At 58.1% G+C, this 15,866-nt stretch carries 19 protein-coding genes and 2 pseudogenes; 15 read left to right on the top strand and 6 right to left on the bottom strand.

The window, feature by feature from the left end:
* Nucleotides 1–334: 334 nt before the first annotated feature.
* A complete protein-coding gene (locus AC0L7S_RS19710; protein WP_473474432.1) occupies nt 335–613 on the bottom strand; it encodes a hypothetical protein in 279 nt (92 codons plus the stop codon).
* A 377-nt stretch (nt 614–990) separates the two neighbouring features.
* On the opposite strand from AC0L7S_RS19710, the gene AC0L7S_RS19705 reads away from it, so the two are divergent.
* The 10 genes from AC0L7S_RS19705 (at nt 991) to AC0L7S_RS19660 (ending at nt 5,579) form a co-directional block, all read left to right on the top strand.
* A complete protein-coding gene (locus tag AC0L7S_RS19705; protein WP_473474431.1) occupies nt 991–1,179 on the top strand; it encodes a hypothetical protein in 189 nt (62 codons plus the stop codon).
* 80 nt (nt 1,180–1,259) lie between these two features.
* Nucleotides 1,260–1,391 (top strand): hypothetical protein, encoded by a 132-nt coding sequence (locus AC0L7S_RS19700; RefSeq protein WP_473474430.1) that lies wholly within the window; start codon nt 1,260–1,262, stop codon nt 1,389–1,391.
* 719 nt (nt 1,392–2,110) lie between these two features.
* Complete coding sequence (locus AC0L7S_RS19695; protein WP_473474429.1) at nt 2,111–2,653, top strand: Chromate resistance protein ChrB; 543 nt, start codon at nt 2,111–2,113, stop codon at nt 2,651–2,653.
* A gap of 10 nt (nt 2,654–2,663) precedes the next feature.
* Entirely contained in the window at nt 2,664–2,867 is a 204-nt protein-coding gene (locus AC0L7S_RS19690) for a DUF1127 domain-containing protein (RefSeq protein ID WP_473474428.1), read from the top strand.
* 30 nt (nt 2,868–2,897) lie between these two features.
* Nucleotides 2,898–3,647: a COG4280 domain-containing protein gene (locus tag AC0L7S_RS19685; RefSeq protein WP_473474427.1), complete on the top strand. Its 750-nt coding sequence runs from the start codon at nt 2,898–2,900 to the stop codon at nt 3,645–3,647.
* A complete protein-coding gene (locus tag AC0L7S_RS19680) occupies nt 3,644–3,874 on the top strand; it encodes a hypothetical protein (protein WP_473474426.1) in 231 nt (76 codons plus the stop codon). The genes AC0L7S_RS19685 and AC0L7S_RS19680 overlap by 4 nt, the downstream gene beginning before the upstream one ends.
* Nucleotides 3,875–3,878: 4 nt before the next feature.
* Entirely contained in the window at nt 3,879–4,238 is a 360-nt protein-coding gene (locus tag AC0L7S_RS19675) for a DMT family protein (RefSeq protein ID WP_473474425.1), read from the top strand.
* 28 nt (nt 4,239–4,266) lie between these two features.
* Nucleotides 4,267–4,863 carry a cation efflux transmembrane domain-containing protein gene (locus AC0L7S_RS19670; protein ID WP_473474424.1) on the top strand — a complete coding sequence of 199 codons (597 nt, stop codon included), beginning with the start codon at nt 4,267–4,269 and terminating at the stop codon, nt 4,861–4,863.
* 99 nt (nt 4,864–4,962) lie between these two features.
* Nucleotides 4,963–5,391 (top strand): transposase, encoded by a 429-nt coding sequence (locus AC0L7S_RS19665; RefSeq protein WP_473474423.1) that lies wholly within the window; start codon nt 4,963–4,965, stop codon nt 5,389–5,391.
* A complete protein-coding gene (locus tag AC0L7S_RS19660) occupies nt 5,388–5,579 on the top strand; it encodes a hypothetical protein (protein ID WP_473474422.1) in 192 nt (63 codons plus the stop codon). Before AC0L7S_RS19665 ends, AC0L7S_RS19660 begins: the two co-directional genes overlap by 4 nt.
* 192 nt (nt 5,580–5,771) lie before the next feature.
* Here the strand turns inward: AC0L7S_RS19660 and AC0L7S_RS19655 are convergent, their stop codons facing one another.
* Nucleotides 5,772–6,008, bottom strand: coding sequence for a hypothetical protein (locus AC0L7S_RS19655; protein ID WP_473474421.1), 237 nt, complete (start codon nt 6,006–6,008; stop codon nt 5,772–5,774).
* Nucleotides 6,009–6,255: 247 nt separating this feature from the next.
* On the opposite strand from AC0L7S_RS19655, the gene AC0L7S_RS19650 reads away from it, so the two are divergent.
* Nucleotides 6,256–6,441: a hypothetical protein gene (locus AC0L7S_RS19650; protein ID WP_473474420.1), complete on the top strand. Its 186-nt coding sequence runs from the start codon at nt 6,256–6,258 to the stop codon at nt 6,439–6,441.
* Nucleotides 6,442–6,657: 216 nt separating this feature from the next.
* Entirely contained in the window at nt 6,658–7,557 is a 900-nt protein-coding gene (locus tag AC0L7S_RS19645) for a DUF3991 and toprim domain-containing protein (RefSeq protein WP_473474419.1), read from the top strand.
* Nucleotides 7,558–7,561: 4 nt separating this feature from the next.
* On the opposite strand, the gene AC0L7S_RS19640 is transcribed toward AC0L7S_RS19645, so the two are convergent.
* Entirely contained in the window at nt 7,562–8,005 is a 444-nt protein-coding gene (locus AC0L7S_RS19640; protein ID WP_473474418.1) for a type II toxin-antitoxin system VapC family toxin, read from the bottom strand.
* Complete coding sequence (locus AC0L7S_RS19635) at nt 8,005–8,244, bottom strand: FitA-like ribbon-helix-helix domain-containing protein (RefSeq protein ID WP_473474417.1); 240 nt, start codon at nt 8,242–8,244, stop codon at nt 8,005–8,007. Before AC0L7S_RS19635 ends, AC0L7S_RS19640 begins: the two co-directional genes overlap by 1 nt.
* Before the next feature lie 261 nt (nt 8,245–8,505).
* Between AC0L7S_RS19635 and AC0L7S_RS19630 the strand changes: the two genes are divergently transcribed.
* The 3 genes and pseudogenes from AC0L7S_RS19630 (at nt 8,506) to AC0L7S_RS19620 (ending at nt 14,706) form a co-directional block, all read left to right on the top strand.
* Complete coding sequence (locus AC0L7S_RS19630; RefSeq protein WP_473474416.1) at nt 8,506–9,111, top strand: DUF1419 domain-containing protein; 606 nt, start codon at nt 8,506–8,508, stop codon at nt 9,109–9,111.
* A 10-nt stretch (nt 9,112–9,121) separates the two neighbouring features.
* Nucleotides 9,122–9,520, top strand: coding sequence for a DUF3085 domain-containing protein (locus AC0L7S_RS19625; protein WP_473474415.1), 399 nt, complete (start codon nt 9,122–9,124; stop codon nt 9,518–9,520).
* Between the two features lie 87 nt (nt 9,521–9,607).
* Nucleotides 9,608–14,706 (top strand): annotated as a pseudogene (locus AC0L7S_RS19620) (N-6 DNA methylase).
* A gap of 164 nt (nt 14,707–14,870) precedes the next feature.
* Here the strand turns inward: AC0L7S_RS19620 and AC0L7S_RS19615 are convergent.
* Together AC0L7S_RS19615 and AC0L7S_RS19610 are read right to left on the bottom strand one after the other, a co-directional pair.
* A pseudogene (locus AC0L7S_RS19615) lies at nt 14,871–15,370 on the bottom strand (RES family NAD+ phosphorylase).
* 8 nt (nt 15,371–15,378) lie between these two features.
* Complete coding sequence (locus AC0L7S_RS19610; RefSeq protein WP_473474414.1) at nt 15,379–15,729, bottom strand: MbcA/ParS/Xre antitoxin family protein; 351 nt, start codon at nt 15,727–15,729, stop codon at nt 15,379–15,381.
* Between the last annotated feature and the right edge of the window lie 137 nt (nt 15,730–15,866).

The raw sequence follows: 15,866 nt of genomic DNA, 5'->3' as shown, positions 1-15,866 counted from the left end.
CTGGCGGATCGATGAGGGTGTTGGGTGTCAGTTTGCCATGCGCTCGAAGCGGCATGCGCACACCACCCAACAGGGTTTCGTGAAAGTCCGGGGTAGGCCAACGCTTTCCAAGCCCAGACACCTGTCATGACTAGTCAGAGATTGTTGCGAGGTGATTGCCGCGAGCTTACCAATTTGTAAGCGTTGGCCTTACGTTGACTGACACTTTTCGCCGGAAGGCCGAGCGCGTGGTGGTCGCCGGAAGGCCGAGCGCGTGGTGGTCGCCGGAAGGCCGAGCGCGTGGTGGAACGAAGTCATGCCGCCGGACCAATGGGGCCGGCGGCATGCAGGGCGGTCAGTGATTGCCCCAATTTTCGTGCGTCGAGTTGATCGCAACGTGTTTTACGCCGGTATCCAGATCAGCCTTCAGTGCATGCGTGGCTTCGGCCTCGTCAAACGGGAAGGCATTCATATGAACCTTGTGCAAAGGGTACCCATAGGCGTTCCCAGAGTTTGCCTGCGCCGCTGGCTTCGAAACATCGAGGATGCCGGCATTTGCCTGCGCGCTGAAACCAGCAGTCATGACAACTGCCGTGGTGAGAATGAGAGCGCGAGCGCTTGAAGAGATGGTCATTGTTATTCTCCTTGGTATGCGGAACCAGCCATTGGTCCGTTACAACCTCACCATCGCCAGGAGACTTTTTCGTTTTCTGTCCATGATCATACAAAGATGTAATAAAAACAGGATTTTAAGCCAAAATGCCGCTACAGTCTTGTCACTGAATGGCCTTTTTCTCCAGATCGATCCGCTCTGAACGGGGCATGATTGAGCACCTACCTGCCACTGGCTCATCGCAACTGGATTGGGATCACTCCAAAGCCGCATTGCTGCCACTCTCGCGCCACGCGGAAAAAGAATCCGTAAGTTTCTCGAAAAATCAGCGACAGAAAGTCCAGCCATCGTCCAGGAATGGATTGGCATGAAGCCGATTCCGAACAAGGAGAAACTGAATGTCAAAGAAAACCGCCATCACAGCAATGGCCCTGGTTTCCGCACTCAATGTTGGAGTTGTAGCAACCGCATATGCGGACAGCGCAAACGAGATGTCCAGCAAAGCTGAGATGCAAGCCCTGACAGAAACCAAGCTTTCGGCATCCGACGCCGCAGTTGCGGCGTTGGCCTCGACCCCGGAAAGGTAGCGGAAATCAATTTCGACGCCGGGGAAAATGGCATCGCGTATCAGGTTACCGTCATCTCGTCCGACGGAATGGAAAACGAGTTGAGTGTCGATGCCAATACGGGAGCAGTCACTAAAGTCGTCGCCAGCGAAGAGGCGAAGGGCGAGAACGCAGACAATGGAAACAACGCTGACAGCGAAAGCAACGATGGAGGCGAGAGTGGCGAAAATTGATCGATAGATAACTTGTTGCGATCAGGACCGCCCGGCCTTGCGGCTGGGCGGTGTAGGCATGTCAGAACTTAGTGCTTCTACATCGGGCGTGGCCCGTCGTGATTACGCAGGTCACCTCAGTCCAGTCGATGCGCTGGTTCGAACGGTATACCAGCGTACGCACAGAAGCTGACTGATTGATCATATTGTCGGCTTTTGACATCATGAACTCTCCGGATTTCAGCCCAGCCTCATGTCATCCAATCTGTCACCAAAAGGTTTGCGCCAGAACCCGCTGGCACCGCCGGTATCAGTGATACAATTCCTCGACCTTGTCATGAAAGTGATTTCCATTTTACCAGCGAATGACAAACTTGCCTCAGCAATCGATGCCTTCGACACCGATCTCGAATACATGACGTTGAGCTGTGGCTCTTATGATCGAGGGCGGATAAGTCTGAAGTCTTATCAGGGAATTTGCCGCGCAAGCCTCGACACTCTGAAGAACTTGTCCCGCACTTTGCACTGATAGGTTGCGAGCCATGCTTTGCTCGTAGGTTCATAAAATTCACTAAGCAATACGCAACGAACTGTCTTTGGAAACATTGCGAATAAGGGCGCGATTGAACTTCAAGAGCTCATTCGCGGCAATGCCCCTTCCAGCGATTTCCACGAGTTACAGATGGGGGCGGCCAGCCGTTCTTGTTGACCTGTTACGATCGTTACATTAATAATAAGCTATGGAAAACATGTCATGGCTGCTCCTCACCTACAAAATCCCTCCCGAACCCGCCGCCAAGCGGGTCTCTCTCTGGCGCAAACTCAAGGGGATGGGCGCAATTTATCTTCAGAATGGGGTCTGCCTTCTGCCAAAGTCAGACGATCATGTCCGCCGCCTCAAGATGCTGGAGAACGATGTTTCGGAGGCGGGGGGCGAGTCTGTTATCCTCGAAACCGTCGCCCTCGATCCTGCTCAGGAAGCCAAGGTTCTGTCGCGGTTCAAGGCAGAACGGGACGACGCCTACGAAGAGTTCATTGACAAGTGCAACGACTTCGAGGCCGAGGTGGCCAAGGAAGAAAGGGCCAACCATTTCACCTATGCCGAACTCGAAGAAAACGATGTGGACCTCAAGAAGCTCCAGGGCTGGCTTGCGAAGATCCAAAAACTCGATTTCTACGGCGCCGGCCGCGCTCCCGAGGCTCATGAGCGGCTGAAAGGCTGCATTTCCGTGCTGGACGTTTACGCACGCAAGGTTTTCGACGCGCATGATGAAAATAAATGAGGACAAAGCAATGAGAACACTGACACAACAATGGTCATTCCCTTCGATCCAATTCGCGCCATACCGTTCGGAAAAAGCTGGACTGGACGCTCTTGCTCTTTGGCTCGATCGGCAGCGGCAACGCATTCATCTATCCCAAATTGAACAGCACATGCTGGATGATATTGGCGTGAGCCACATCGAAGCGGACACGGAAGTTAGACGATGGGATTGAGCCAAAGTAACGCCACAGAGGGACATCGAAATGCTTGAATGGTCCACCGCGGCACCCGCTGTCAGTGCTGCCTTTTTGGCGTCGGTAGTCGAAGTCGTCGAAGCGTTTACGATCGTTCTGGTCGTCGCGACACTGCGGGGTTGGAAACCCGCCGTGCTAGGAACCGCGGCGGCACTGTTCGTGCTGGGGGTAATCGTCGTGACGCTCGGCCCCTTGCTGGATCAGGTTCCAGTGCACGCGTTGCAACTGGCGATCGGGGTGCTTCTGTTGCTGTTCGGCATCGGCTGGCTACGTAAAGCTTCACTCAGGGCGGGCGGAATCATCCCGTTGCATGACGAAGACGCAATTTTCCTCCGCGAGACGGCTGGTTTGAGCGCCAAGGTGCAGCGCCAGCACACATCGCAGGACTGGATTGCAGGTATCGCTGCGTTCAAGGCAGTGCTTCTGGAAGGGCTAGAAGTGATCTTCATCGTCATTGCGGTCGGCGCAGGACGCGGTTTGTTGTGGCCCGCCAGTCTGGGGGCGCTTGCGGCCTGTCTAATTGTGCTGGTGATCGGGTTCATTGCCCATCGTCCGTTGGCACGAGTGCCGGAAAATACGCTCAAGTTCGGTGTCGGGGTCATGCTGTCGGCGTTTGGCGTGTTCTGGACTGGCGAGGGGCTGGGGGTGGATTGGCCGGGGCATGACCTTGCGCTATTCGCCTTCGCCGCATTGTTCCTTGTCGCTGGCATATTGGCTGCCCGTATAGTGCAGCAGTCACTCAAGGGGATACCGCAATGAGCATCCTAACAGACGTACTGTCAGAGCTGCTCAGTATGTTCATCGCCGATGTGTGGTTGACGGCTACCATTCTGGCACTGGTTGTGGTCGCGGCGCTACTGATAGACGCAACCAATCTGCCCTCATTTGTGGGCGGCATATTTTTGCTACTTGGTTGCATCGCAGTTCTGTTCCACAGTGTCATACGAGAGGCCGCTCGTAGAGCATCGAGTACGTCTGAAAGCTAACTGCATGACATTCTTTCCACCAGCGATAGCACCCATCCTGTTGTTGATTGGATCGAATGTCTTCATGACCTTCGCTTGGTACGGTCATCTGAAATACACCAGTAAACCATTGCTGGTTGTCATACTGGTCAGTTGGTCGATTGCGCTTTTTGAATATTGTCTCGCTGTTCCGGCAAATCGCATCGGGCACACGATCTACTCGACCGCCGAGCTCAAGGTCATGCAAGAAGTCATCACGCTTTGTGTATTTTCAGGCTTCTCGGTGTTCTATCTCGGTGAGCGCATCACTCTCAATCATGTGGTTGGATTTGCCTTGATCTGTGCAGGTGCGTTCTTCGTGTTCAAAGCTCCAATTCCGAGTTAGGTGAAAAGTAGCAGGAATAATTGAGTTTATGGTAATAGCTTCTACAGATTCTGGCCTGCGTCGTATTATCCTGATCGTTGCGCTTTTGAACCTCGCCTATTTTGGCGTCGAGTTCACGATTGCACTTGCAATCGGGTCTGTTTCCCTTTTTGCCGACAGCGTCGATTTTCTTGAAGATACATCTGTCAATCTGTTCATCGTTTTGGCCTTGGGGTGGTCGCTTAAGGCACGCGCCCGTGTCGGCATGGGTCTGGCCGCGATCCTTATGATTCCAGCTCTTGCGCTCCTTTGGGCGCTTTGGGGGAAATTCACTCACCCAGTGCCACCTGAACCGCTCGCCCTCTCCCTGACGGGAGGTGGGGCGTTACTTGTTAATCTGTCGTGCGCCTACATGCTCGCCCGTTTCCGTCATCATAGTGGAAGCTTGACCAAGGCGGCATTTCTATCAGCTCGCAATGACGCGTTCGCCGACATCGCAATCATCGCCGCTGGCGTTGTAACCGCCTTCGTGTGGCATTCCGTTTGGCCTGACGTGATCGTGGGTATCGGGATAGCCATCATCAACGTCGATGCGGCCCGCGAGGTATGGGAGGCGGCTCACGCGGAACACAAGGCGGCGGCCTGATTCTGCTGTCACTATTTATTATTCGAAACACCAATTCCGCACATTGGCAACGGTGGCTGAAACCGGAAAATCGCTGTGTTGTGCCGTGGACAACATTTCGTGAATGGGAAGATACGCCCGGCAATTACGCTCCAACAAGCCAAGCTCGCGGAATTGATCAGCGCTCGCGACGGCCTGGTCCGCGATAAAATCGCGTTTCAAAATCAAGCAAAGAACCTGACGCTGCCTCTTCTTCTCAAGCGTCAGCACAAAAAACGCCTTGATCAAATCGAGCGACATATCGAACAGGTCGATGTCGAGCTTACGAAGATCATTGCGGCTGATGCGGAATTGGCGCGCCGGCACGAAATCATCTCCAGTATAGCCGGTGTTGGTACACGTACCGCCGACCAGCTGGTCGCTACCATGCCAGAGCTAGGAGCGCTCGAACCCAAACAGGCCGCTTCCCTTGCAGGACTGGATCCCGTCGCCCGTCAATCGGGGCAATGGAAAGGACGCAGCTTTATTCAAGGGGAAGGGCCAACGTGAGACGTGCGCTTTACATGCTGGCGCTCGTTGCCGCCCGCTACAATACCGATCTCAAGGTAAAATATCAAAGCCTCATCGCGTCCGGGAAACCGGCAAAGGTCGCCGTGGTCACGTTCATGCGTAAGCTCATCGTAATGGCAGACGCCCTCATCAAAGCGGATCGCCTATGGGTCGAAAAACGTGCTTGATCACAACGGAAACTAATCGCGAGCCAAGGGTCAAACTCTTCTTGAAAGCGTACGGATATCACGTGCGGGGTACGTGGTCGCCTTCACCGTCGGCATGAGTCGCCGCATGATAGGGTTTCGCAGGAGGAGCCTTCAAAAGGTGGACGACGCACTCAACTGAACCAGTGGTGCAACCCCATCAGCGGAATGGCTCTACCTACGTCCCGGCAGGGACATCTTGGCGCTCAGATACCGAACACTATCTGCAATTCTGTTCTCACGCTGCTGTTCCGGCAGTTCGCTCGTGGGGACGGGATGGTTGCTGACATAGGCGGTCACGATCTCGGTGGGGTTCATCGTACAGAAGAACACCGTCTGTGCGACATCGTCGGTACAGTAAGAACGCGTTTTCGCAAAGACCTTGAAGGTGCCGGCAGGGGGTATGTGCATGTGTAGGCATAGGTCCACGAGACAGTGTGCTGATGACATGGCACCGGTACGAGGTCCATCCCCCGCTCTTTTCGGCTTAATTCCCTAGTTCCAGCCCGGACCTATCCGATCAACCCGCTGCGGGGTCGGACTACGCAAAGCGTGCCGTCGCTCACGGCTTCGCCATCGCGATGATCGCGGTCCCGGCTGGGCCCGACGGGTGCCTGTCGAGCGGGGAATGGTCCCCGCGAACACGGGAGCCACAACGATGTCAGAACTTGCCCTTGCTCAGAACCATGCCTGGAACCTTGCCCGCACCCTGATGGCGCCGGTCATCCTCTTCAAGGTTGATAACGACAACTATGGTGTTCTTCCTGCTGACGACCTCGATGAAGGCGAGGTCGAGGCCTTGTTCGAATATTGCCCCTACAGTGGCGGCCGACCGGTTCATTGAACCGGCATCCGCTGTCCGGCGTGCCGCTTACGAGCGGCAGGCCGCAAGGGAGGCTGCGCCGCGGCTGGCAAATATCCGCCCAACTGCGAGATCTGTCAGTTGCCAGCCGCGCCCTTGCGGCCTTTGCTCTTCGCGGCCGTTGTGGAGTGTTCCGAGAATTGTGCGGAAGAGACAGACTTGAAGAACGGCCGGCCGGAACGTGACGGGGAGAAAAGAATGGAAAAAGCAGATATTGAGGAGTTGCGAAGCCGCGTCGGCTGCGGGGCCGTGCTGGAGATGGCTGGCTTTGCCGTTGATCTGAAGGAAAGCACACGCAAGGCGATAAAGTATCGCCACGATGACGACATCATCATCGTCATCCACGATGGCAAAGGCTGGTTCGCTCCCCTGTCAGACGCCAAGGGCGATGTCTATTCGCTGGTCCAGCATCTGGATGGCTGCGATTTCCTGGAGGCATTCGTGCAGGTGGCGTCTCTGGTGGGTTTTAAGCCGAGCCAGCAGCAATGGCAACGACAATCCCGATCAACGGAACCCGACCGGTCAACAACGGATCGTTGGGCAGCTAAACGCAAGCCGTGGCGCGGATCGGCCACATGGTGCTACCTGCGCAATGAGCGGCATATCCCCGAACAGGTTATCCGTACCGCCGTTGCCCAGAATGCTTTGAGGGAAGGGCCGCGCGGTAGCATGTGGGCCGCCCACACCGACGCGGCCGGCATCGTCACCGGCTGGGAGGAGCGAGGCTCGCAATGGCGTGGCTTTGCCGCCGGCGGCAGCAAAGTCCTGTTCCGCCTCGGGATGCCCGGCGCCGCCCGCATCTGCGTGACCGAAGCAGCGATCGACGCCATGAGCCTTGCCGCGATCGAGAACATCCGGCGCGACACACTTTATGTCAGTACCGGCGGCGGCTGGTCGTCGGCGACCGATGCTGCCCTTCGAGTTCTGGGATCGGGGCAGGACGTGCGGCTGGTTGCCGCCACCGATGCCAACCCACAGGGCGAAGTGTTCGTGTCGCGACTGCGTGAGCTTGCCGCCGAGCTTTCCTGCGATTTTGAGCGATTGAAGCCGACGACTGAGGACTGGAACGATCAAATTCAGAGCCGCGCGCAAGGTTAGCTGTTTAGTGCGCGGTTCCGGCCAAATCAGACAGGGACACGCACAAGCGGGCCAATTCACCTGGTGCGCGTTCCGAAACCACCCGCAGCAATCGCTGATCGGCAGTCACAAAACGGGCCTGGTTCCGGCGCGCGACCGCCAGATAGATGCAGTCATAGGCCGGGTGCGAAAGACTGATCGCCAGTTCGGTTGCTTGTTCTAGCATTCCTCGCATGGGAACAATTCCGATGCCGGAGCGCTCCAGCAGGCGGCTCGCCAAGATTGCTTCGTCAGCCAGCACCTCGCCGCGCTGGACCTTTTTCCAGAGGATATTGGCACACTCTGCGATCAGCAGTTCCGGCGCTAAAAATCGGAACCGGGCCGCCCTTAAGCCGAGAGCCAGTTTGGTTCCTTCCTCTTCCACCACCCATTTAACCGCGACGCTGGCGTCGATGACGAGCGTCTCCATCAGCGCTCGTCACGTCCTTCGCGCAGCAGAGCCTCGGAAGGGGTTTGCTTGCGCGATGCCGTCAGCTTGCGAAGCTCGGCGGCCAGATCGTCGAATGAAGGCTCAACCTCGGTTTCCAAGGCCTGCCGCAAGATCTCGCGATGCTCGGCCTCAGTCGAGCGGCCGTGGCGGGCAGCTCGAACCTTCAGCTTTGTGATCAGGTCATCGTCCAGATTGCGGACGTGCAAATTGCCAGCCATGGCTAAGCTCCCAATGAGATCATTGAGGGCAAAGATAGCAAGATGAGGGGTTAGGTTCAAGGGAGCGAAGGGGGCAAGAAAACCCGGCTGCCGCATGCCCGCCGGTCGCGTCAAGGGTGAAGCTTCGCCCGCGTTCCGCGGCCCTTGACCCGCTCGGACGGGGAGGCGGCCGCGGGGAGGGGTCAGGAAGGGCTGAAGATGATGGTGAGTCCCAGGAGGGATCGCCGCGCTTCGGCCCGACAAGGTTGAAGGAACCCGTCCATGAACCCCGCTTCTCCAATCCGTAAAATCTACTTTGGACTAGCCGATCGCCGGCAGATGTTTCGCCTGTTCGATCGCCATGCCCAGCGTCCGAACCGTTTCGAGGACGACGCCGCACAGCTCTATACTGGAGAGTGGTTCGAGATCGCCAAGACTGAGCATGACTATATGCTGGAAATCCTGCCGCCGCTGTGGATGCGGGGCGAGATGTTTGCCATGCGCGAGTTTCTCGTTGGCGACGTCACCAGCATCTTCTTCTCGCTGAAGATCGACGGGTGTTACCGCTGGTTCCACGGCTATTGCGATCTGTCCGACAAAGGCTCGCCCGAGCGCATGCGTGCCGTGATTGTCGAGCGACAATCTTGTCCGCCAAACGCGATGACACGGACGGAAAAACTCGAGCATATCTGGAGTGCCACCCATGATGAATATCGTGGCTATGCCGGGGAACAGTGGCTGCCCGAGCATCGCGGCAAGCGAACAGTGCTCTCGTACGGCGGCCGACGGGGCACTGTGCTCAAGCTGCTCGACGATCTCACCGATGACGAAATTGCAGCGAAGCTGCCGGTGCATTTGCGCCACCTTCCCCTTCCGGTCGCGGCATGAGGTGTGGGCCATGTTCACATTTCCCATTTTCGGCGTGCGCAAGGTCATCGACCGCGGCGTTGCCGATGCGGCGGCTAATGGCGGGTTCCGCAATCCCTATTACGGGACGAGGCCAGGCGAGGGCGAGAAGCCCGGGCTCTGGCTGGTCGGCGACCAGGGCGTCTACCTATTGTCCGACGGCAAGCTTGCAGAAGGCGAACGTGCGCTCATCATTTATTCGGAGCAATGCCACCCGGTCGGCAACCCAGACTGGTACGATTACAAGCACCGCCATTTTGGTAGCGACGACGGTATCGAGTTTATCGAGGCCGAGCGTCTGATTCCACTGTTCGATCGGAATTTTGCCCGCACGCATCTGTGCGTGCAACTGACGGAGACAGACGTCTCGCTGTCCCTGATCACCCGTTAGTCCATCTCAAACCTTGATGCGCCTTTCCAGCGGCTGGCCTTTGCCAGCTGTGGGGCTGCGCTCGCTTCAATCTCAGGAGATTATTTCATGTCCCATGACGACCCCTTCACGCTTGACTTCTTTGGCAATACCGCGCTTTCGTCCGGCCTCGGCTTGGGCGTCACCGCCTTTTCCGGTGACTTCTCCTGCGCGAACGACCCTGACGATGACCCTGATCCTGTAGCGTCTTCTCCGACAAGTCCGGCACCGCCCGTGGTTCGCTCAGAAGCGGCGGTGCCCCGGACGCAGGGTAAGGATTTTTCGCTCACCGGGTACCGTGGCTTGGCAAAGGGCTGGAAGGAGCGCGCCCGCGACAATCTCAAGGCCATTCGTCTCGCCGCCGACATCGAGGCCGAGGATCGCTCAGCTACGGCTGACGAACAGGCTAAACTGATCAAGTTCATCGGCTTCGGGGCATCTGACCTCGCCAATGGCGTGTTCCGCCGTCCGGGCGAGCTCGAATTCCGCGAAGGCTGGGACGAGATTGGAACCGAACTGCAGGATGCAGTGTCCGGGCAGGATTACGCCTCGCTGGCGCGGTGCACGCAATACGCCCACTTCACGCCGGAGTTCATTGTCCGTGCGATATGGGCGGGATTGATCCGGCTCGGCTGGCGCGGTGGCCGGGTTCTGGAACCAGGCATCGGCACAGGGTTGTTTCCGGCACTGATGCCGGAGCCCTTGCGCGGTGCATCGCACGTCACTGGCATCGAACTCGACCCCGTCACGGCTCGAATTGCACACCTGTTGCAGCCTCGCGCGCGCATCATACAGGGCGATTTTGCCCGAACCGATCTACCGGCGTATTTCGATCTGGCGATTGGCAACCCGCCATTTTCGGATCGGACAGTGCGCTCCGACCGGGCCTACCGATCGCTCGGATTGCGCCTCCACGACTACTTCATCGCCCGGTCGATTGACATGTTGAAGCCCGGCGGGTTTGCCGCGTTCGTCACCAGCTCCGGCACTTTTGACAAGGCCGACAGCACCGCGCGCGAGCATATCGCCAAGACGGCCGACCTGATCGCCGCGATCCGCCTGCCGGTAGGCAGTTTTCGGGCTGATGCCGGCACCGACGTCGTCGTCGACATTTTGTACTTCCGCAAGCGCAAGGCGGGTGAGCCGGAAGGCGATGTTTCCTGGCTCGACCTTGAGGAGGTCCGCTCCGCGACGGAGGATGAGGGTGCTATTCGCGTCAATCGCTGGTTCGCGCAGCATCCGGATTTTGTGCTGGGCTACCACGCACTGACCTCTGGCCCCTTCGGTGAGACCTATACCTGCGTGCCGCGTGAGAATGAAAATCTCGAGACTGCATTGTCGTCCGCCATCTCCCTTCTTCCGGAGGCTCTTTATGACGGCGAACCCAGGCCGATCAATTTCGAGTTGGAAGACACGGACGAACGGAGCGTCGCCGAACTGCCGTCCGGTCGGCATGTCCGCGAGGGCAGCTTCTTCATCGCGAACAACACCGCGCTTATGCAGATGGTGGATGGCGTTCCGGTGACCGTCACCGTGCGCAAGGGCCGATCGAGCGACGGCGTGCCGGAAAAGCACGCCCGCATCATCCGCAAAATGATCCCGATCCGCGATGCCGTGCGCGAGGTTCTGAAGGCCCAGGAACTCGATCAGCCGTGGAAACCGGCGCAGGTGAAGCTGCGCATCGCCTGGTCGAGCTTTGTTCGCGAGTTCGGCCCGATCAATTTTACCACGGTATCGCTGAGTGAAGATGCCGAGACCGGCGAGACGCGCGAAACCCATCGTCGTCTCAATCTCCAATCCTTCCTCGATGATCCCGATTGCTGGTTGGTCGCGTCGATCGAGGATTATGACTTGGAGACTAATACCGCAAAGCCCGGACCTATCTTCACCGAGCGGGTGATTGCACCACCTGCGGCGCCCATCATTGCGTCGGCCGCCGATGCGCTCGCCGTCGTTCTCAACGAGCGCGGTCATGTCGACATCGATCATATCGCCGAATTGTTGCACACCGACATTGATGCTGTTTTGGGCGAACTCGGAGACGCTGTTTTTCACGACCCCGAGACCGGATCTTGGCAAACCGCTGATGCATATCTCTCGGGTTCGGTGCGCGACAAGCTCAAGGCGGCCGAGGCCGCTGCTGCGCTCGATCCAGCCTTCGAGCGCAATGTTCGGGCATTGATCGAGGTGCAACCCGCCGATCTTCGCCCATCGGATATTACCGCCCGCCTCGGCGCGCCATGGATCCCGGCCACGGATGTTGTGACCTTCGTGCAGGAGAATATGGGCGTCGAGATCAAAATCCACCATATGCCGGAGCTCGCCTCCTGGACCGTGGAGGCGCGGCAACTGGGGTGGATGGCGGCGGGTACGTCGGAATGGGGCACCGAGCGCCGCCATGCCGGCGAATTGATTGCCGACGCGCTCAACAGCCGCGTGCCGCAGATTTTCGACACGGTAAAAGAGGGCTATGCTGAAAAGCGCGTTCTTAATGTCGTCGACACCGAGGCGGCCAAGGAAAAGCTCCAAAAGATCAAGACGGCGTTCCAGACCTGGATCTGGTCAGAACCCGATCGCACCGACCGGCTAGCGCGGGTTTATAACGACCGCTTCAACAACATTGCCCCGCGAAAATTCAGCGGCGACCATCTGCAACTTCCAGGCGCCTCGGGCGCCTTTTCTCTTTATGGCCACCAGAAGCGCGGCATCTGGCGCATCATCTCGGCCGGCTCGACCTATCTCGCTCATGCCGTCGGTGCCGGCAAGACGATGACTTTTGCCGCCGCCATCATGGAACAGCGCCGGCTCGGGCTGATCGCCAAGGCAATGCTGGTCGTACCTGGTCATTGCCTGGCGCAGGCCGCCCGAGAATTCCTGGCGCTTTATCCGACCGCCCGCATTCTCGTGGCCGACGAGACCAATTTCGTGAAGGAAAAACGCCACCGCTTCCTGTCGCGTGCGGCAACCGCCACCTGGGACGCGATCATCATCACGCATTCCGCGTTCCGTTTCATTTCTGTTCCTTCCGCCTTCGAGCAACAGATGATCCACGACGAGTTGGAACTCTATGAGACGCTGCTGACCAGGGTGGAGAGCGACGATCGCGTCTCGCGCAAGCGGCTCGAACGGCTGAAGGAAGGTCTTCAGGAACGGCTGGAGGCGCTTTCCACCTGCAAGGACGACCTGCTCACCATTTCCGAGATCGGCGTCGACCAGATCATCGTCGACGAGGCGCAGGAATTCAGGAAGCTGTCCTTTGCGACCAATATGTCGACGCTGAAGGGTGTCGATCCGAACGGCTCGCAGCGCGCCTGGGATCTCTATGTAAAATCCCGGTTTGTGGAAACGAAGAATCCGGGCAGAGCGCTTGTGCTTGCTTCCGGCACACCGATCACCAACACGCTCGGCGAGATGTTCTCGGTGCAGCGCTATCTCGGTTACGAAGCGCTTCTCGAGCGTGGCCTGCACGAGTTCGACGCCTGGGCCTCGACTTTGGCGACGTCACGACGGAACTCGAATTGCAGCCGTCCGGCAAATACAAGCCGGTGACGCGCTTTGCCACCTTCGTCAACGTGCCGGAGCTGATCGCCATGTTCCGCTCGTTTGCGGATGTGGTGACGCCCGAGGATCTGCGCGCCTATGTGAAAGTGCCGTCGCTCTCGACGGGCACGCGCCAGATCATTACGGCAAAACCCTCTCCGGCGTTCAAGCGCTACCAGATGGTTCTCGACGCCCGCATCAAGGCGATCGAGGAACGTGATCGGCCGCCGGAGCCTGGTGACGACATTCTGCTTTCCGTCATCACCGATGGTCGGCATGCGGCCATCGATTTGCGCCTGGTCGATTGCGACAACGGCAACGAGCCCGACAACAAGCTCAACGATTTAATCTCGAACGCCTATCGTATCTGGCAGGAGACGGCAGCAAACGCCTATGTTCGCTCGGACAGCAAGCCGTTCGAACTTCCAGGCGCCGCCCAGATGATCTTCTCCGATCTCGGCACGATCAACGTCGAGAAAACCCGTGGCTTCTCTGCCTATCGCTGGATCCGTGACGAACTGGTCCGCATGGGCGTGCCAGTATCGGAAATCGCCTTCATGCAGGATTACAAGAAGGCGCAAGCCAAGTCGCGGCTGTTTGGCAATGTCCACGCCGGCAAGGTCCGCTTCCTGATAGGGTCGTCCGACACGATGGGTACTGGCGTCAATGCGCAGTTGCGCCTGAAGGCGCTGCATCACTTGGACGTGCCATGGTTGCCCTCACAGATAGAACAGCGTGAGGGCCGCATCCTGCGACAGGGCAATCAGCATGATGTTGTCGACATCTTCGCCTATGCCACGGAAGGTTCGATGGACGCCCAGATGTGGCAAAACAATGAGCGCAAGGCCCGCTTCATTGCGGCGGCTCTGTCCGGGGACACAAGTATCCGGCGCCTGGAAGACATGGGCGAGGGGCAGGCCAGCCAGTTCGCCATGGCCAAGGCGATCGCCTCTGGCGATCCGCGCCTCATGCAAAAGGCGGGGCTCGAAGCCGACATTGCCCGGCTTGAACGACTGCGCGCCGCTCATATGGATGATCAGCATGCCATCCGTCGACAAATCCGCGATGCCGAGCGCGATATCGAGGTTTCGACACGCCGCATAGGGGAGGTGGGGCAGGATATCGAGCGCCGTGTGCCGACCTCCGGCCATATGTTCAGCATGGATATCGGCGACGACATTTTCACCGAGCGCAAGCTCGCCGGACGCGCCCTCATGAAAGAAATCTTGACCCTGGTGCAACTCCAGCAGGACGGTGAACAGGTCATAGGCTCCATAGGCGGTTTCGAACTGAAATTCTCCGGCGAGCGTTTTGGCAAGGACGGTTTCCACTACACCACCCTGCTGATGCGCACCGGCGCCGAGCATGAGGTCGAACTTCCCGTCACCACAACCCCGATTGGTGCAATCGCGCGGCTTGAGCACGTACTGTCCGGTTTCGAGGGAGAACAGGATAACTATCGCCGTCGCCTCGATGATGCGCTACGGCGGCTGACCTCCTATCGATCATGTCAGGGCGGCGAATTTGATTTTGCCAGTGACCTCGCGGAGAAGCGCGGGCAACTCATCGCAATTGAGGCTGATCTCGCAGCGGGCATAGAAAGCCAGGATGAATGTGTGGCGGCATAGCCGGTTGAACCAAGGGCCGCGACATGGCGATCAGCGGCGAGCCCGACCGCGCGGCGGCCTGAGCTGATCATCTCTTTTATAAAGTAAAGAGCAACTGCTCTGGCCAGAGACAGGATATCGGTAGCTTGATGATTGTCGTCGCCACCGTCGATCGGCGGTGACAGTCACGTCTGTTGCAGACGGTTCTCATCATCAATCAAGGTGAGACGCGACGGTGGCGTATCACTCCATGCCCAAAGTACGAGATTGAGATCAGTCTCGCTTGCACCCGGCGCGAAACTCCTCACCAGCAGGCCGCGATAGCCGCTGGAGATCAACCTGCGAGCGAACGCCTGCGTTCTTGCTTCTCCGGTTGCCTTCATCTGGTCGCGCCAGGTTCCGTTGGCGAGTTCAGCGTCATCCATGCCCTCTGCTTGGAGGGCTGCCTCGCCCCGGCAATCGAGTATATCTTCGGTCTCCGCGTCGTAAGAGACGAGCGTCGTTGGCTGAAGGTTTCCAACCTGGTTGGCTTCCTCAACGCTGTCATCACCGACAATGATGCATAAAGTGCGGGCACGCCCTTCGGATTGAACCGTCCGCCGTAAAGCTGAGCGCCTCGGCCCGATAGCGGTTCGCGTGCATAGATGGGGTTCAGTGCCCGATAGAGCTTGCCGCGAAAAAGCATCTTGCGCGTCAGGCGTGTATGCCGGCGTCGACCGCGTCTATATAGTCCAGTACGTCATCTGTCCGGCCGCCGCGGACAAGTTGCATGGCTGTCTGCCCCGAAAACCCGGGCAACGGTTCGGATCGGTACCAAGCATAGGCCATCAAGGTGGAGCCGAAACGCGGCTCGACCTTGTTGATCACCTCGACCATCTCGCGCAGCCGACGCTGGGTCTTGTCCGACCGAACGCGGTCCTTGCGCTGAACGGCGTCCTTGCCGAGCCCTGCCGTTCGAGCGACCTCTTCGCTGGTCGTTTGAAACGCGTCGGCAATTTTTCGTGGCGCGAAGAAGCCGTTGTCGGAGTATTGTACCAAGCCCATTTCGGTCTCCTGTCATCCGTGTGACGCTTTCATGGACGTAATATAACGTCAGAATGAGCGGCATTCAATGAGAATGAAGGAGATGGTGAAAAGAGGAGAGGAAAATCTTGCTCGCCGATCGGTCGTACCGGCGCCGC

It is taken from the genome of Mesorhizobium sp. G2-6-1 (assembly GCF_055809095.1).
Note: the sequence above shows the minus strand (reverse complement) of the source record. Positions and strands in the feature narration are given on the sequence as shown.

Excerpts from the sequence above, each read along its gene's own strand:
- AC0L7S_RS19710 (WP_473474432.1), bottom strand. The coding sequence starts at position 613 with ATGACCATCTCTTCAAGCGCTCGCGCTCTCATTCTCACCACGGCAGTT.
- AC0L7S_RS19705 (WP_473474431.1), top strand. The coding sequence starts at position 991 with ATGTCAAAGAAAACCGCCATCACAGCAATGGCCCTGGTTTCCGCACTC.
- AC0L7S_RS19695 (WP_473474429.1), top strand. The coding sequence starts at position 2,111 with ATGGAAAACATGTCATGGCTGCTCCTCACCTACAAAATCCCTCCCGAA.
- AC0L7S_RS19690 (WP_473474428.1), top strand. The coding sequence starts at position 2,664 with ATGAGAACACTGACACAACAATGGTCATTCCCTTCGATCCAATTCGCG.
- AC0L7S_RS19685 (WP_473474427.1), top strand. The coding sequence starts at position 2,898 with ATGCTTGAATGGTCCACCGCGGCACCCGCTGTCAGTGCTGCCTTTTTG.
- AC0L7S_RS19680 (WP_473474426.1), top strand. The coding sequence starts at position 3,644 with ATGAGCATCCTAACAGACGTACTGTCAGAGCTGCTCAGTATGTTCATC.
- AC0L7S_RS19675 (WP_473474425.1), top strand. The coding sequence starts at position 3,879 with ATGACATTCTTTCCACCAGCGATAGCACCCATCCTGTTGTTGATTGGA.
- AC0L7S_RS19670 (WP_473474424.1), top strand. The coding sequence starts at position 4,267 with ATGGTAATAGCTTCTACAGATTCTGGCCTGCGTCGTATTATCCTGATC.
- AC0L7S_RS19655 (WP_473474421.1), bottom strand. The coding sequence starts at position 6,008 with ATGCACATACCCCCTGCCGGCACCTTCAAGGTCTTTGCGAAAACGCGT.
- AC0L7S_RS19650 (WP_473474420.1), top strand. The coding sequence starts at position 6,256 with ATGTCAGAACTTGCCCTTGCTCAGAACCATGCCTGGAACCTTGCCCGC.
- AC0L7S_RS19645 (WP_473474419.1), top strand. The coding sequence starts at position 6,658 with ATGGAAAAAGCAGATATTGAGGAGTTGCGAAGCCGCGTCGGCTGCGGG.
- AC0L7S_RS19640 (WP_473474418.1), bottom strand. The coding sequence starts at position 8,005 with ATGGAGACGCTCGTCATCGACGCCAGCGTCGCGGTTAAATGGGTGGTG.
- AC0L7S_RS19635 (WP_473474417.1), bottom strand. The coding sequence starts at position 8,244 with ATGGCTGGCAATTTGCACGTCCGCAATCTGGACGATGACCTGATCACA.
- AC0L7S_RS19630 (WP_473474416.1), top strand. The coding sequence starts at position 8,506 with ATGAACCCCGCTTCTCCAATCCGTAAAATCTACTTTGGACTAGCCGAT.
- AC0L7S_RS19625 (WP_473474415.1), top strand. The coding sequence starts at position 9,122 with ATGTTCACATTTCCCATTTTCGGCGTGCGCAAGGTCATCGACCGCGGC.
- AC0L7S_RS19610 (WP_473474414.1), bottom strand. The coding sequence starts at position 15,729 with ATGGGCTTGGTACAATACTCCGACAACGGCTTCTTCGCGCCACGAAAA.